Annotated in this window: 16 protein-coding genes; 15 read left to right on the top strand and 1 reads right to left on the bottom strand. The window is 37.3% G+C overall.

What is annotated here, in order from left to right; translation table 11 throughout:
- Positions 1-180 precede the first annotated feature (180 nt).
- The 13 genes from G4D63_RS04060 to G4D63_RS04000 all read left to right on the top strand — a co-directional run bounded on the left by G4D63_RS04060 (position 181) and on the right by G4D63_RS04000 (position 11,583).
- Positions 181-408, top strand: a complete 228-nt coding sequence (locus G4D63_RS04060; protein ID WP_163177926.1) for a sulfurtransferase TusA family protein — start codon at positions 181-183, stop codon at positions 406-408.
- A gap of 245 nt (positions 409-653) precedes the next feature.
- Positions 654-1,430, top strand: coding sequence for a sulfite exporter TauE/SafE family protein (locus G4D63_RS04055; protein ID WP_163177924.1), 777 nt, complete (start codon positions 654-656; stop codon positions 1,428-1,430).
- Positions 1,431-1,626: 196 nt separating this feature from the next.
- Complete coding sequence (locus tag G4D63_RS04050; RefSeq protein ID WP_163177922.1) at positions 1,627-2,229, top strand: uridine kinase family protein; 603 nt, start codon at positions 1,627-1,629, stop codon at positions 2,227-2,229.
- A 213-nt stretch (positions 2,230-2,442) separates the two neighbouring features.
- Complete coding sequence (locus G4D63_RS04045) at positions 2,443-2,595, top strand: hypothetical protein (RefSeq protein ID WP_163176440.1); 153 nt, start codon at positions 2,443-2,445, stop codon at positions 2,593-2,595.
- A gap of 117 nt (positions 2,596-2,712) precedes the next feature.
- Positions 2,713-3,405, top strand: coding sequence for a DsbA family protein (locus tag G4D63_RS04040; protein ID WP_163177920.1), 693 nt, complete (start codon positions 2,713-2,715; stop codon positions 3,403-3,405).
- Between the two features lie 4 nt (positions 3,406-3,409).
- Positions 3,410-3,835, top strand: a complete 426-nt coding sequence (locus G4D63_RS04035) for a disulfide oxidoreductase (RefSeq protein ID WP_163177918.1) — start codon at positions 3,410-3,412, stop codon at positions 3,833-3,835.
- Between the two features lie 263 nt (positions 3,836-4,098).
- Positions 4,099-5,715: a DcuS/MalK family sensor histidine kinase gene (dcuS, locus tag G4D63_RS04030; protein ID WP_163177916.1), complete on the top strand. Its 1,617-nt coding sequence runs from the start codon at positions 4,099-4,101 to the stop codon at positions 5,713-5,715.
- The gene (locus tag G4D63_RS04025; RefSeq protein ID WP_163178403.1) at positions 5,708-6,424 is read left to right on the top strand and encodes a response regulator; all 717 of its coding nucleotides are present in this window, start codon (positions 5,708-5,710) and stop codon (positions 6,422-6,424) included. The genes dcuS and G4D63_RS04025 overlap by 8 nt, the downstream gene beginning before the upstream one ends.
- 160 nt (positions 6,425-6,584) lie before the next feature.
- Positions 6,585-7,043 carry a tripartite tricarboxylate transporter TctB family protein gene (locus G4D63_RS04020; RefSeq protein WP_163177914.1) on the top strand — a complete coding sequence of 153 codons (459 nt, stop codon included), beginning with the start codon at positions 6,585-6,587 and terminating at the stop codon, positions 7,041-7,043.
- A gap of 14 nt (positions 7,044-7,057) precedes the next feature.
- Positions 7,058-8,572: a tripartite tricarboxylate transporter permease gene (locus tag G4D63_RS04015; protein ID WP_163177913.1), complete on the top strand. Its 1,515-nt coding sequence runs from the start codon at positions 7,058-7,060 to the stop codon at positions 8,570-8,572.
- Positions 8,573-8,630: 58 nt separating this feature from the next.
- The gene (locus G4D63_RS04010; protein ID WP_163177911.1) at positions 8,631-9,665 is read left to right on the top strand and encodes a tripartite tricarboxylate transporter substrate binding protein; all 1,035 of its coding nucleotides are present in this window, start codon (positions 8,631-8,633) and stop codon (positions 9,663-9,665) included.
- 72 nt (positions 9,666-9,737) lie between these two features.
- Positions 9,738-10,799 (top strand): tartrate dehydrogenase, encoded by a 1,062-nt coding sequence (locus tag G4D63_RS04005; RefSeq protein ID WP_163177909.1) that lies wholly within the window; start codon positions 9,738-9,740, stop codon positions 10,797-10,799.
- A 277-nt stretch (positions 10,800-11,076) separates the two neighbouring features.
- Positions 11,077-11,583, top strand: a complete 507-nt coding sequence (locus G4D63_RS04000; RefSeq protein WP_163178402.1) for a DinB family protein — start codon at positions 11,077-11,079, stop codon at positions 11,581-11,583.
- 40 nt (positions 11,584-11,623) lie between these two features.
- On the opposite strand, the gene G4D63_RS03995 is transcribed toward G4D63_RS04000, so the two are convergent.
- Positions 11,624-12,229: a sterol desaturase family protein gene (locus tag G4D63_RS03995; protein WP_163177907.1), complete on the bottom strand. Its 606-nt coding sequence runs from the start codon at positions 12,227-12,229 to the stop codon at positions 11,624-11,626.
- A gap of 551 nt (positions 12,230-12,780) precedes the next feature.
- Here G4D63_RS03995 and G4D63_RS03990 point away from each other — a divergent pair.
- Positions 12,781-14,019: an L-lactate MFS transporter gene (locus G4D63_RS03990; RefSeq protein WP_163177905.1), complete on the top strand. Its 1,239-nt coding sequence runs from the start codon at positions 12,781-12,783 to the stop codon at positions 14,017-14,019.
- A gap of 62 nt (positions 14,020-14,081) precedes the next feature.
- Entirely contained in the window at positions 14,082-16,445 is a 2,364-nt protein-coding gene (locus G4D63_RS03985) for an FdhF/YdeP family oxidoreductase (RefSeq protein WP_163178400.1), read from the top strand.
- Positions 16,446-16,731 lie beyond the last annotated feature (286 nt).

Here is a 16,731-nt window from a genome sequence, read left to right as displayed (position 1 = left end):
GAGACTCCTGCGGGAGTAGCGTGACATAGGGAAAAAGGAAATCGCTTTTTCCTTGGTGAGACCCCACAGGCGCACGCCGAGGAGGCTCACCGCACGCCCCGCGGAAAGCGAGTGTCCTGTAACGAAAATCAGCAACAAAGTTTAACAGAGGAACTAATAAATATATCGGAGGTCATAAAAATGGAAGCAACAAAAGTATTAGATGCAAAAGGATTAGCGTGCCCAATGCCAATCGTCAAAACTAAGAAAGCAATGAACGAATTAGAATCTGGTCAAATCCTAGAAATCCATGCAACAGATAAAGGAGCAAAAAACGACCTAACGGCTTGGGCAAAATCAGGTGGTCATGAATTTCTAAAGCACGAAGAAGATAATGATGTTTTAAAGTTCTGGATTAAAAAAGCGTAAAAAATAAAGGGAGCCTTATGTAAGGTTCCCTTTTTCAAAGGCTCTTTTCTAAAACTTTGTTGCTTTTTATAACTTCATTTTTATGTTTCCCTCGTTTATTTACTGAGTTAAGAATTAATGAGAAAAGAGCAACTCTCTACATGTATAGTAGAATCCTTAAAACTAAGGTGAAAATCCGGTTCTTGGGATTTTTACAGAAACAACAAACTGTACAAAAACAAACTATTTTAAAAGGAGGTACGACAATGGAGTTAGGATTTATTATTACTATTTTCCTCATTGGATTTATTGGATCATATATTTCTGGAATGCTTGGTATTGGTGGATCAATTATAAAATATCCAATGCTATTATATATCCCACCATTATTTGGTCTGGCAGCGTTCACTGCACATGAAGTATCCGGAATTAGTGCGATTCAAGTGTTCTTTGCCACAATCGGTGGTGTCTGGGCATACCGAAAAGGTGGATACTTAAATAAAACGTTAATTGGATATATGGGTGTTAGTATACTCATTGGAAGTTTTATTGGAGGTTACGGGTCGAAGTTCATGACAGAGGGCGGTATTAATCTAATCTATGGTATATTAGCATTAATTGCAGCTGTTATGATGTTTATTCCTAAAAAGGGGATTGACGATATTCCTTTGGACCAAGTGAAATTTAATAAATGGTTAGCTGCCATTTTAGCATTAATTGTAGGAACTGGAGCTGGGATTGTTGGAGCAGCAGGTGCGTTCCTATTAGTACCAATCATGTTGGTCGTATTAAAAATACCAACACGAATGACAATCGCTTCATCACTAGCAATCACATTTATTTCATCTATTGGTGCAACAGTGGGGAAGATCACAACAGGACAAATTGAATATTTTCCAGCCTTTATTATGATTATTGCCAGCCTGATTGCTGCTCCATTAGGGGCAATGGCCGGGAAGAAGATGAATACGAAGATTCTACAAATTATATTAGCGGTACTAATTGCAGCAACTGCAGTGAAGATCTGGCTAGATATTTTATAAACCGGGGAATTATTGAATAATATTTTATGAAAAAACAGGGACTCTCCTCTTTTTATATGCACAATTTCAAAAAGCACTAATCCTGTCAGGATTGGTGCTCTTAGGTATTGAGTATATCAATAAAGAGACAGTAAATATTTTTTTAAGCAGATTTTTATAGATGAAGAAAATATAGAAATTTAAGAGTGGTGATAGAATGGGTTTTAACAATAAAGGTAAAATCGGTACATTTGAACAATTGATTAGAGAAATAGATTCTATTGCTTCCAACCAATCAACCCTATTGATTGGAATTGATGGGTGTGGAGGCTCTGGGAAAAGTACATTAACAAGGAAATTAAAGGATCAATGTTCTAATGTAACGATTGTACATAAGGATGATTTCTTCTTACCTTCCTCTCAACTTATAAAAAAACATCCAACACAAAAACCGATTGGTGCGGATTTTGATTGGAAACGCCTGTTACATCAAGTTATTGAACCGATCAGGCAAAACAAAGAGGGACGTTATCAACGATATGATTGGGAAAAGGATGAGTTAGCAGAATGGCAGAGTGTTCCTGTCGGTGGAATCGTCGTAATAGAAGGGGTTTATTCTACTCGTAAGGAACTAGCAGATCTATATGATTTTACAATTTGGGTTGAATGTCCACGAGAAACTAGGCTTGCAAGAGGTATTGAAAGAGATGGCGAGCAAGCTCGAGAGACGTGGGAAAATAATTGGATGATTTCTGAAGACATCTATGTTAAAGAGGATCAACCTCATAATAGAGCAGACCTTATAGTTAGTGGAATTTAATAATGCTACATTTTTTATTGCTTTACGTATTTTAAAGATATAAAGCTACTACTAGTAGTGATAGAATTGTTAAACTGGCGATTGCTCTTTCTGTGCAGTCGCTTTTTTCGTTATAAACTGGTCATGTACAGCTTTTCCCAAGAAGCAATTAATATTGTTTTTGTGGTATCATGCATTTAATAGAAGATATAGACAACAGTGGAGGGAATATATTTGAAGGAGATTATGAAAAAAAATAAAAGAGTTACTCTGGTAATCATTTTTACAATTCTTATCATCGCAGGTCTACTCGATCTAAAATATGAAGGTTTAGGCTATCAACTATTACCTACTACCATACAATCCTATTTAAATGATATTTTATAAATTCTAATGGCAAAAGTGGTAAATACTTTCTTAATTAAATTGTCATTTTTAAAAAGGTAGGCAAGGAAATAATCTATTATAATTAAATAAAAAACAGATTTGGAGTAGTGAAGAGATATGGCAAAGAGACAGAAAGCAAAGCTACCACCCATTGCAATGGCTTTAGTCATAACATTATTTAGTTTTATATTAATAGCTGTTCTAGTAGTTGTTTCAAATATGAAAGAAGACACTTCTAATGAAATACAGTTCGATCAACAACCTTCAATTGAGGGACAACCTATTCTTGGGGATGAAAATGCTCCTGTTACGGTTGTAGAATTTGGAGACTTCAAATGCCCTGCATGTAAAGCATGGGGAGACACAGTTTTCCACGATCTAGTAAGTGAGTATGTAGATACGGGAAAAGTTAAATTTGTTTATGTTAACGTTCTATTTCATGGAAAAGAGTCACAATTAGGTTCCCTTGCTGCAGAAACGGTTCTACAGCAAAACCCTGATGCTTATTGGGAATTCCATAAAAAGCTGTATGAAGCACAGCCGAGCAGCGCTAATCATGATTCACTTTGGTTAACGAAAGAAAAGGTTGTGGAAATCGCGGGCTCTATTCCAGCTATTGATTTAGATCAATTCAAATCAGAATTAGAGAAACTTACCGAAATTGAAGAGTTAAATAAAGATAGTAAGCTTGTTGAGGAATTTAAGGTGAGTTTAACTCCAACTATTATGGTAAATGATGTTCAGCTAGAAGATCCATTCGATTATGAAAAAATTAAGAGCCTAATTGAAGAAGAGTTAGAGGGTCAATAAAAAGATGAGAATTCAGAGTGGCGAGAGTAAAAGTCAACTTTTCCTTTATCTAGCTTGGTTTGTCTCAACTGTGGCAACTCTTGGTAGTCTCTACTTCAGTGAAATAAAAGGTTATATTCCTTGTGAGCTTTGTTGGTATCAACGTATTCTAATGTATCCCCAAGCATTAATTCTCGCGATTGGTACATTCCAAAATGACAAATCTGTCATAAAATACGCATTACCACTATCTATCATAGGATGGTTCGTCGCGCTTTACCATTACCTCGTTCAAAAGGTGCCTGGTTTTGCTGAAATCAAACCATGTAAAAATGGTGTACCATGTACAGGTGAGTATATCAACTGGCTTGGGTTCATAACCATACCATTCTTAGCGTTGACCGCCTTTAGTTTGATTATTTTGTTCTTGTTGTTAAGTAGAAAGAAATGAAAGAAGGGTTCTCTAAAAGGAGCCCTTCTTTTTTATTAAACATTTCTTAAAAATTGTTATATAAACATTACTAACCTCCTCTTAATATATCTTTTAAGTTCTGAATATTCGTGATAAGATTCATGTACACGAAAGCGCTAACATTTATACGTTTATTTAGTCATCCAGGTATTAATAAGTAGAATGCTTCCGTTTCTTTGTAAGGAATTTGAAAAAAATATATATTGTGGGAAAGTTGTAAGTTGAATTAAAGAGGGATGACAGTGCGGTTTAAAAAATCGTTTTTTAGTTTGCAGACAAGAATTGTTATGCTTATTTTGGGAGTGTTTGTGCTTTCCTTTTTTGTAACTGACTTTTTAATTAGTAAGAGAATAGCTAGTAATATAGAATTGAACAAAATAGATAAAATAAGCTACGTGGGAAGAATGATGTCTAATTCGGCATTAGTGATTGAAGCTCTAGAAGGTAAAAGAGACCATAATGAAATTCAAACTTTTACAAACAAAATAACGAAGGCAACGGATGTTGATTTCATTGTTGTAATGGATATGAATAGAATCAGGAAATCTCATCCTGATCAAACAAAAGTAGGAAAGCTGTTTGTTGGTGGGGATGAGTTAAATGTGTTTAAAGGTAAGGAGTATGTATCTACGGCTAAAGGAACATTAGGGGTTTCTCTACGGGCCTTTTCTCCGATTTATGGAACAGATGGAAGTCAGATTGGAGCTGTGGCAGTAGGTATATTATTAGCAAATGTTAATCAAGAGATTTCTTATAATAGAATGATAATATTCACAGGAATTGGTGTTGGGGGATTAGTCGGGTTAATGGGTGCCTTGATTTTAGCAAGAAGGATTAAAAGGATTCTATTTGGTTTAGAACCTCTTGAAATCTCTCAATTATTAGAAGAACGTAATGCCATGCTGCAATCTACAAGGGAAGGCTTTTTGGCGGTTGATCAATACAACCGTATTACAGTAGTTAATCCTGAAGCTATACGGTTGTTTCAGCAGGCTGGAATTGATGAGGAACCTATTGGAAAAGATGCCGAGGAATTATTACCAGGCTCACGATTACGGATGGTGTTAAAAACAGGTAATGCAGAGTTTGATCAAGAGCAGAATATTAGTGGAAGTACATGGCTAGTAAATCGCACTCCAGTGATCCTAAATAATAAAGTTGTGGGAGCGATATCCACCTTCCGAGACAAAACTGAAGTTAAAAAACTAGCTGAACAACTGACAGGGGTTCAGATGTATGTAGAAGCACTCAGGGCTCAAACACACGAATTCATGAATAAATTACATGTTATTTTAGGAATGGTGAACATGGGGTTTTATGATGAATTAACCGGTTATGTTAGTCACATTACCAAAAGTCATCAAGAGGAAATTGGCTTTATTGTGAAGCTTGTTCAAGATCCAGCACTTGCGGGATTCTTGCTAGGAAAATTAAGCTTTGCCCGTGAAATGGATGCTGAGCTGCATTTATCAGGTGATTGTATTGTCCCTGAACCTAAGGATTCACGTTTAACCCATGAACTGATTACTATAATTGGCAACTTAATAGATAACTCTATACATGCTGTACAAGACTCTAATGAAAAAATATTAAATATAGAGTTTCAATATGAAGATAACGAAGACGTACTAACAATCATCGTTCGTGACACAGGTATAGGAATTCCTACAAATCATCTTGAAACAATCTTTATGAACGGGTTTTCGACTAAAGGGAATGATCGCGGTACTGGGTTATTTTTAGTGAGGCGAAGTGTTGAGCGATTAAAAGGTAGTTTGATAGTCGATTCAGAACTTAATAAAGGGACAACCTTTACAATCAGTTTACCCTATGAAGGGAAGGATCTAGATGATGATTAAAGTATTAATTGTTGAAGATGACCCAATGGTGGCAGAATTTAATAAGCGGTATCTACAAAAAATTGAAGGTTTCAGTTTAATCGATACAGCTTCTACCGTTAAAAATGCTATGGAAATTATCAATAGAGAGCAAGTTGACCTCATTCTCCTTGACATATATATGCCACGTGAGAACGGATTGGAATTATTAAAAAAGATTATCAAACTTGGAAAAGGGATTGATGTCATTGTCATTAGTGCCGCGAGTGACATGCGAAGTGTCAAAACAGCTTTACGGTATGGGGCAGTTGATTATTTAATCAAGCCTTTTGAATATGAGAGGTTTCAATCAGCTCTTACTTCCTATCGAGAAGAAGTGAGATTTATGGAAAAGCAAGAGAGTATTAGCCAAGAGGAGCTTGATAAATATATTTTCAACAAAGATTCATCAGCAACAAATGATCAAATAACCGATTTACCGAAAGGATTAACAAAAAACACTTTGAAGTTGATTTTGGAGAACATAGTTGAATTAGAAGGTTCACCTTTCTCCGCAGAAGAATTAGCTAGTAAGGTTGGGATTTCAAGAGTGTCAATGCAGAAGTATATATATTTCCTGACCAGTTTAGGATTATTGACCTCTGAGGTAAGCTATGGTTCGGTTGGAAGACCAGTATCTAGGTATCAATATGTTGAATCCAAGGACTACTTAATAAAGCAATATAAATGAGCGACCCAAATGGGTCGCTCATTTACTTTAATTACATAATGATTAACTAATTTTCTTAATATTTATTCTTTTTAAACTTAGATTTAAGATAAGGGAAAGTTTTATAAAACTAATAAGGTTTTGTAAGCGTTAACAAACATTGAGGTCCTGGAGGTGACATATGATTCGTACCTTGTTTAAAGCAGATCGAGTTGGAGGGCTAATTACTATTCTAATAGGGGGCGTTTCTATTTTTGAGGCATATCGACAATATCCTAATAGAATGAATCTACTAGTTGGTGATCATACTCTTCCCGGATTAGTTGGGCTTGTATTGGTGATCTTAGGATCAGTATTACTTCTAAGGAGATTAGAAGATTTTAAGGTGGAATTACCAAAAGGTTTGATTGCTCGGAGACTAGTAGGCACATTAATGATTATGTTTGCTTATTGGTACCTAATAACTACGTTAGGTTATCTCATTAGTACAATGCTAGTCTTAGCTGCTTTGTTTAAGATTATTGGATCTTATAGTGCAGTAAAATCTACGCTATATGGAAGTATTACAACGGGAGTCCTATATCTATTGTTTATTCACTGGCTCCAAATGCCATTTCCCAAAGGAATACTAGGGATTTAGGGGGGATTTAGAAAATGGAATCATTAGTTATGCTTTTAAATGGATTTATGGAAGCCCTTACACCTATTAATCTATTAATGGCAGTACTAGGAGCTTTAATAGGTACTCTAGTAGGAATGTTACCTGGTCTTGGTCCAACTTCAGCCATAGCCATTTTATTGCCACTTACGACCATTTTAGACCCTACCGCTGGAATTATCATGCTAGCAGGAATCTACTATGGTGCCATGTACGGAGGGTCAACAACAGCTATTTTATTAAATATACCTGGTGAAGTTTCTTCAGTACCAACCTGTTTGGATGGTTATCCGTTAGCAAAGAAGGGAAAGGCTGGTCCGGCACTTGGTATTGCAGCAATTGCTTCCTTTCTAGCGGGAACACTGGGTGTCGTAGGCTTGGTGTTTTTTGCTCCAATGCTAGCCGACCAAGCCTTGAAGTTTGGTCCACCAGAATATTTTGCTTTAATGTTATTAGCCCTTACGGTAATCGTGAATTTAGCTGGTAACTCTATTGTAAAAGGATTAATAATGGGACTATTTGGATATGTATTATCCATGATTGGATTGGGCCCATCCGGTAGTCCACGATTTGATTTTGGAAGCCAAACCTTAACGGGTGGCTTAGAAATGATTAGTATCATCATAGGATTGTTTGCAATCACTGAGGTATTAAAGGGGTTAGAAGAAAAACAAGTAGCAATCGCTCCGGATCGAATTGGTAGTGTGTATCCAGGAATAAAGGACTTAAAGAAAAGTGCGAAGCCCATACTTCGTGGAAGTGCAATAGGATTTATTTTGGGAATTCTACCTGGAGTCTCTACAGCTGTAACTACGTTCCTAGCTTATGATGTTGAAAAGAAGGTTTCTAAACATCCTGAGAAATTTGGGACAGGTGTGATTGAAGGGGTAGCTGCACCAGAAGCTGCAAATAATTCAACTAGCTCTGCTGGCTTTATTCCACTACTTGCTTTGGGGATTCCAAGCTCACCTCCATTAGCCATCCTATTGGCAGGATTAATGATTTATGGGTTACAGCCTGGTCCTGTTTTATTCGAACAAAGTGGAAGCTTTGTGTGGACCATCATTGCCAGTATGTTTATTGGGAATATTATGCTTCTTGTTTTAAATCTTCCACTAGTTGGTTTATGGGCTAAACTAACGAAAGTTCCATACGGGGTCATGGCACCAATCATATTAATCCTTAGCATCATAGGAGCTTATACGGTTAGAAATAGTATGTTTGATGTATTTATTGCACTATTATTTGGTGTTCTAGGATATTTCCTCCATAAATATCGTTGGCCTGTTGTTCCGCTGATCTTGTGTTTTATTTTAGGACCAATCTTGGAACAGTCATTCCTTCAATCAATGGCAATGTCAAATGGTAGTTTTCTAATCTTTGTTCAGCAGCCCATTTCTCTTTCAATATTAATTGTTTCAATAATCTTGTTAGTTTTATCGATTAGCTTAGCTAGGCGGACTAAAACAAGAATTAAAGAAGTAGTAGGAGAGGAATTAGACATATCTTAATTGATTTAAGTAGTTCGATTAGCAGTAAAAATACCTATTTATAAGAGGAGAAGAGAACATGAAGAAAAAATCCTTATTAACCATGGCGACAAGTTTGTTAGTAGCGGTTTCTCTATTAGCTGGATGTGCGACAAGTCAAACTGCACCAGCATCGGGGACAAAAACGGAAGGAGAGTCTACAGGAATTGATTATCCTACGAAACCTATCGAAATTTCAGTACCGTTTGCAGCAGGCGGCGGAACAGATTTATCCGCTAGAGCAGTTGCAGAGTATCTGAGCAAAGAGTGGGGTCAAAGTATTACAGTTGTAAATAAGCCAGGGGCTTCTGGAGCACTGGGGACAGATGCAGTTCTAAAACAAGGGAAAAATGATGGATATAGCGTGCTTATTCATAATGTGTCTAGTACGTCTGCATTAATGGGTGGAAAGAGTGATTTAACTTTTACGGTTGATGACTTTGAATATGTGGGTCAAGTAGTTGAGGATCCGTTGGCTTTTGTAGTAAAAGCAGATGCTCCGTGGAATGATTTAAATGAGTTTGCTGAGTGGGTAAAAGCAAATCCTGATCAGCTTACATTCACTAGCTCGGGACCAACAGCAATCGCTACATTTGGACTTGTTGAGTTTTTAGATAATGTTGGCGGAGATTATAGTAAAGCAAGAATGATTACGACTAAAGGTGCAGCAGATGCAATGCCAAAGGTTGCTGGAGGACATGCAGTTTTAGGAATTCAGGGTGTAAGCGAAGTTTCAACAATGGTAAAGTCAGGAAAGGTAAAAATTATTGGTATTGTGTCAGATGAAAGAAGTCCATATTTTCCTGATATTCTAACGGTAGAAGAGCAAGGCTTACCGGCTATGAAGGCTAAATGGTGGTCAGGAGTTTCATTCCCTAAAGGTACACAGCCAGAAATTATTCAAAAATGGGAAGCAGCATTAGAAAAGGCATCAAACGACCCAGCATTCCAAGAAAAACTAACGGCAATCAATGCTGAGGGTGCATTCCTTAATGCAGCAGATTTTGGTAAATTAGTTAAAGAGGAAACAGACAATTATACAAAGATTGCTACAGAAAAAGGATTACGTAAATAAGTATAATAGTAAGAAAGGGATGTAGTGATACCCTTTCTTTTTCTATCCAATCTCAAAATAAAGGAGACCTTTATGAATAAATATGAAATTGCTTCTATACCTGGTGATGGTATTGGAAATGAGGTTGTCCCTGCTGCAATTAGGGTATTAGAAGCAGCCGCAGAATTACACGGAGGTATTTCTTTTAACTGGGTAAACTTTCCGTGGAGTTGTGAGTATTATTTAAAGCATGGAGAAATGATGCCAGAAGATGGACTAAATGTACTTAGGAATTTCGATCAGATTTTTCTTGGAGCAGTAGGTATGCCAGAATTAGTACCGGACCATATTTCTTTATGGGGTCTGCTCATTAAAATTCGCCGAGGCTTCGAACAGTCGCTAAATGTAAGACCTGCAAAATTACTTAGGGGCCTTGAATCGCCGTTAAAAGAACCTAATAATTTTGACTTACTGGTAGTTCGCCAAAACTCTGAAGGAGAATACTCAGAGGTAGGCGGAAGAGTACATCAGGGAGAAGATCAAATTGCCATTCAAAATGCTGTCTTCACCTATAAAGAAACATCTAGAGCAATGCGTTATGCTTTCGAGCTAGCAGGTAACCGAAACGGACTTGTAACAAGTGCAACGAAATCAAATGGAATCACACATAGTATGCCTTTTTGGGATGATGTATTTAAAGAGATACAAAAGGAGTACCCATCGGTTAAATCGGAAAGCGCTCATATTGATGCCCTTGCTGCTTTTTTCGTTTTAAGACCACAAATGTATGATGTCATTGTTGCATCGAACCTATTCGGAGATATTTTAACAGACATTGGTGGAGCAATTATGGGTAGCATTGGTATTGCACCTGCTGCCAATCTAAATATCGACCGAAAGTTTCCCTCTATGTTTGAGCCGGTCCATGGATCTGCACCTGATATAGCTGGAAAGGGCATAGCGAATCCAATCGGTCAAATATGGACAGGGAAAATGATGCTAGACTTTATGGGTTATCCTGAAATTGGAAAACTAATACTAGAAGCAGTTGAGGATACACTAGAATCAGGTATTAAGACTCCAGATTTAAAAGGAAGAGCAACAACAGAGGAAGTGACCAACAGCATAATTGATCATCTTAAAAAGAAGGCTTAGTCTTTTAGAGGTACACAAAGAACCTCCATTTAAGGAATGTGGGTCCTGGTTTTGGCTGTGTCATGTTAAGAGTAACGATTTGAAAATTTAAAACAATAATTTAATAGAATTCTTCTTATACATTTATCCTTATTTAGAAAAGGGCAGCCCTGATTCTGACAGCTGCCCTTTAAGTTTGTCTAAATTAATTATACCATTATTTAACAATTATTATCAGTCTTTTATTTTATTTAAATATTGTTAATCTAGTATTGATAATGATGGGAGGTAAAGAATGATGATTGATTATAGAATTTTGCCACAAGCTGGATATGATGATAAGATTGGCGATTTAATTTGTATGCTTGAGCATACAAGAGCTGTAACGTTGGAGGATGTCCAATCTCTAACCGTGGAAGAACTAGACGATCTACCTGACCAAAACTCAAATAGCATTGGAGCACTGTTATTACATATCGCTTCGATTGAATTCGTTCATCAAGTTTTTTCCTTTGATAACCGAGATATTAATGATGCAGAACGAAAGAAATGGGAAGCTGCTCTCTTTCTTGGAGATCAAGCAAGAGTGGAAGTAAAGGATCGGCCAGTAGCATACTACCTGTCTATTTTATCTGAAGTAAGAGAGACTACATTATCACTATTTAAAACGAGAAAAGATAGCTGGCTTTACGAACAGAAGCCATGGGGAAAAATGAATAACTATTGGTATTGGTTTCATGTAATGGAAGATGAAATAAATCATCGTGGGCAAATTAGAATGATAAAGCGTTTATTAAAAAATTGATAAACAAAATTTCTTAGTCTTCCATAGTTTTACTTGATCCTTATTGAGTTAACTTCCGGGCGGTTTCACTTTTAGTTACTTCATTTCCATCCTTCATCGTTCCAAACAAGTAATCTAAGGATGGGTTAGTGACACCATACCAATAGTTTTCGTTTTTATAATGATGAAGGAGGTGTAGTTTTTTCATCCACTTCCCCCATGCCGTTTTAGGTTGATAAGGGCGATGAGCTACATAATGTGTCCATTCATAATAAAGCATGGTACTTGCAGAACCTATAAATACAAGCACTCCAAATAAAAATTGACCTGTTAACACGGTTACTATTCCTATTAAGATGATAAGCTGAGGAATACTGTACCATAAAGGTAAGAATAGTAGCCTTAAGTTATTAGGATCTTCATGGTGATCGTAGTGAATCCTCTTCATGAATTTTAAGAATAGCTGATTTTTGGGAGCCCTCATATGAAAGAAAAATCGGTGAGTTGTATACTCACTGATTATATAGAGAAGACTTCCAATGACCAACGTTAACCAAACCTGCCCATCCCCTAAATGTGGTATAACAAACACAAACGCCCCAATAATTAATACACTCAGTATCCATATATCATGGTAAGAAATGAATTCTTTAAGATATCTGCCCATACAATCCTTCCTCTCTAGTGTTTATTTTAAGATATGATTCAAACATAACTGAAGAATTTCCAACTCCATCATAATTAGGTTACTTATTCCATTCTGTTGTTCAAAACTCCTTTATATAGCGGGAAGCTTTTTTGAATTATTTTAGAAACTTGTATGCAACTTTGTTAGAGTGTCAATGGGAAATAAAAAAAATATTCTAATCACCTTATAGTTACCATATACATTAAATCATAAAGAGGACATGATAGCTTTTATGGTTTTAAAGCTTAAATAAATGTCCTATTCAGACCGTTATATTTTAATAGAAAGGCTCTTTACGCAAAGATTGTTGCTTCTGAATATACAGTAGTGGAATGGAGCGAAATGGAACGAATACTAGTTAAAGAGCAAAGCAGTATGCAGAACAGACAATTAATTTAATGAGTGATTTTACATATATTAGCTCGATTCTGAGACTTTAGTGAGCCTAAAGAAGAATGTATGATGGTGATTTTATAGCGATCCTGTAAAGCACTATCATACGGAGGCACATTAACAGAGGAGGGAAAAGAGTGAAGAACAGATGGTTAATTGCATTATCAGCTGTAGGGATTCATATCTCAATTGGATCGGTTTATGCGTGGAGTAATTTTACGACTCCATTGAAGACGATGTTTGGTTGGAATGATCAGGAAGTTGCTTGGACTTTCAGTATTGCCATTTTGTTTCTAGGCTTAGCAGCTGCCTTTCTAGGTCATTTTGTAGAGAAGCATGGACCTAAAAAAGCAGGACTCTTGGCAGCTGTATTCTTTGGTGTTGGTCTTTTAGGTTCGGGCTTAGCGGTGCAACTAGAATCAAGATATCTGCTCTATTTATTTTATGGAGTGCTTGGAGGAATTGGTCTAGGAGTCGGATATATTGCACCCGTATCTACACTAGTTAAATGGTTCCCAGATCGAAGAGGTCTTGCAACAGGTCTAGCTATTATGGGATTTGGATTCTCAGCAGCAATTGCAAGCCCAGTGATGGATTACTTAATAAGTAATTATGGTGTTGCTACAACGTTCTATACTTTAGGTACTGTGTATTTCGTCATTATGCTTTTATCTTCTCTATACTTAGAAAAGCCACCAGAAGGCTGGTCGCCGGAAGGATTTAAAGAGAAAGTGGCAGCTGGAAAAGCGAAGGCTCCATTAGAACTTTCTCAGTTAACAGCGAACGAGGCAGTTAAAACACGTCGCTTTTGGTATCTATGGATTATGCTATTCATTAATGTAACGTGTGGAATTGCAGTACTTGCTGTAGCTAAACCACTTGCACAAGAAGCGATTGGAATCAGCATGGCGGCAGCAGCAGCTTTAGTTGGAGCGATTGGAATATTCAATGGACTAGGAAGAATTGGTTGGGCTTCCGCTTCCGATTATATTGGGAGACCTAACACCTATACGATATTCTTCGTATTACAAATATTCATTTTCTTCTTACTTCCACATACTTCTGTACAATGGTTGTTTGTGTTAATGCTTATTATTGTGTATACGTGCTATGGCGGAGGTTTCGCATCTATTCCTGCCTATATTGGGGATATGTTCGGAACAAAGCAATTAGGAGCGATTCACGGATATATATTAACAGCATGGGCGGCAGCAGGTCTTGCAGGTCCTCAGTTTGCAGCGTTTATTAAAGATACAACGGGAAGCTATGCAGGCAGTTTAACGTTCTTTGGAGCACTCTTCATTGTTGCGCTACTTGCCTCACTTTTAATTCGTATTGATATTAAGCAGCTAAAAACTAAGCAAGAGTCTGCTTAACTAGTAGTTTGAAATATAACAAGTCTTAAAAGATGTAATCTAATAAAAAGGGTTGATTTATGATGGGAAAGAGTAAGCATCAGGGGCCTCAAAAAATGTCCAAAATACCACAGCCTAAACATTGGGTTAGTCCTGTGCCGTTTGGGCTGGGTAAGGTTAAACCAAAGCATATTCGTGACACGATGAAAGTCTTTTGGGAAAATAAAGATAATTTAGGTTATGCTACTCGGATTCTAACAAAAGGGGTATGTGATGGTTGTGCATTAGGTGTTGCCGGTCTTCAAGACCAAACCCTGAAAGGACCACATATTTGCACAACTCGTCTTAATATTCTACGGTTAAGTACGATGCAGGCTATTAAACCAGAAATTTTGCATGCCGACATTGATGAGTTGAAAAAATACGATAGTACCGAGCTACGTAAGCTTGGTCGCATTCCTTATCCTATGATTCGTAGAAAAGGAGAAAGGAAGTTTTCTAGGTTAACTTGGAATGAGGCACTGGATATGATTGCTGATAAAATGAAAGCATTAGATCCTAAACAATACGGTTTCTATCTAACGAGCAGAGGGATTACAAATGAAACTTATTATGTGGCCGGAAAGGTTGCTCGCTTCTTAGGGGCAAATAATATTGACAACTCGTCAAGAATTTGTCACTCTCCTTCTAAAACAGCGATGAAGCGTTCTGTAGGTGCAGGTGCATCCACTTGTAATTATCAAGATTGGATCGGAACAGATGTGATTCTTTTTTGGGGAAGTGTTGCATCAAATTCTTCACCGGTTTCAACCAAGTACATGTTAGCGGCAAAGAAAAAAGGAACAAAGATTATCGTAATCAATCCTTACAGAGAGCCCGCCATGGATGAATACTGGATTCCATCTGTTGCGGAATCTGCCTTATTTGGAACAAAGATTGCCGATGATTTTTATCAGGTAAATATAGGTGGAGACATTGCCTTTATGCATGGCATAATGAAGCATTGGTTTGATATGGAAGAGCAGGAGGAAAGCTCTGCTATTCATCATGAATTTGTGAATAATCATGTAAATGGCTATGAGGAATTGAAGCAAAAGGTTCAGGAGCAATCTTGGGAGGATATTGTTTCTTCATCTGGAGTGCCTAGAGAACGGATAGAAGAATTAGCGCAGCTTCTCGCTCATTCTAAAAATGCAGTTTATGTGTGGGCGATGGGTCTTACTATGCATTCGTTTGCTACAGATAACATCTCCCAAGTTTGTAATCTAGCCTTACTACGAGGTCATGTGGGTCGTCAATATAATGGACTAATGCCATTTCGAGGTCATTCTGGAGTCCAAGGAACGGGTGAAATGGGATGTGATCCGTTTGTGTTACCAGGAGGAGATTATGCTGGAGACAATATAGAAAGAATTGAAAAGATCTGGAACTTTGAACTTCCTAAATGGCAAGGAGATATTGTAGGGGTCACATTAGAAAATATCCTGCTCCCAGACGATCATGAGCGTAAAATAAAGATGTATTATATGAGTGGTGGGAACTTTCTTGAAACCATGCCAGAACCGGAGTTTATTGAAGAGGCTTTATCTGAACTTGAAATTCGTGTTCATCAAGATATCATTTTGAATACATCTGCACTGTTAGATGCAAAGGAAGCGGTTATTCTACTTCCTGCAAAAACCCGTTATGAACAAGAAGGCGGCGGTACTTCGACTTCGACTGAGCGTATGGTCTATTTCTCTCCGCAAATTGAAGGAAATAAGAATGAGGTAGAGGAAGCGCGAGCCGAATGGAAAATTTACATTGACCTTGCAAAGCGAGTGAAGCCTGAAAGTGCTCATCTTGTAGACTTTAAAGATGCTCAGGAAATTCGAGATGAAATTGCGATCGCCAATCCCAATTATGATGGTATTCAATACTTGAAAAAACAAGGCGATGTCTTTCAATGGGGCGGTGCCTGGTTATGTGAAGATGGGATGTTTTCTACATCTGATGGAAAAGGAAACTTGATTGCCATGGATATTCCGTTAGTCCAGAAACAGGAAGGACAGTTTACCGTCACGACGCGTCGAGGTAAACAGTTTAATTCAATGGTATATAGCGAAGTGGATCCACTCAATGGCGCAGATAGATATGATGTATTGATGAACCCAGAGGATGGGCGGACCCTAAGCATAGCAGAAGGGGAAGGCGTGGTTCTGTATAACGGTTTTGGTGTATTCCAGGGCAGAGCCAAGTTTGTAGATATCGCGCAGGGGAATGTAGAGGTACATTTCCCAGAAGGAAACTTCTTATTACCAAAAGGCCGCTATGAGAAATATGCTGGAATACCAGACTATAACATTACCGTAAGCCTTGAGAAGGCCGATCGGTATCATGCAAGAAAAGATATTCAGTATGTTGAAAGAGATACCGATGGTGATGAGTTGTTATTAGAGGAGCACTAAGTATAAATGTAAGAGGGGCTACTGAATATATCAGTAGCTCTTTTGTCGTTGGTTTGCTATAAAAAGTGAAAATAGATACATTGTACTAATTAGATACTAGTAGTTCATCCTTGAATTGCGTGAAAAAGCATTAGGATTGTATGAAATCAAGAAAAACTAAGCAAACTCAACTTCTAAGGACTTAACACTATCCAAGTTTTTCTAATGAAAATAGATAGACTACTAGTAATACCTTCCTATTCCTATTGACTCATAGATGATGTAATGTAAGCTAAGGGAAATCTAT

Source organism: Bacillus mesophilus (assembly GCF_011008845.1).
GTDB classification, from domain to species: Bacteria; Bacillota; Bacilli; order Bacillales; family SA4; genus Bacillus_BS; species Bacillus_BS mesophilus.
Note: the sequence above shows the minus strand (reverse complement) of the source record. Positions and strands in the feature narration are given on the sequence as shown.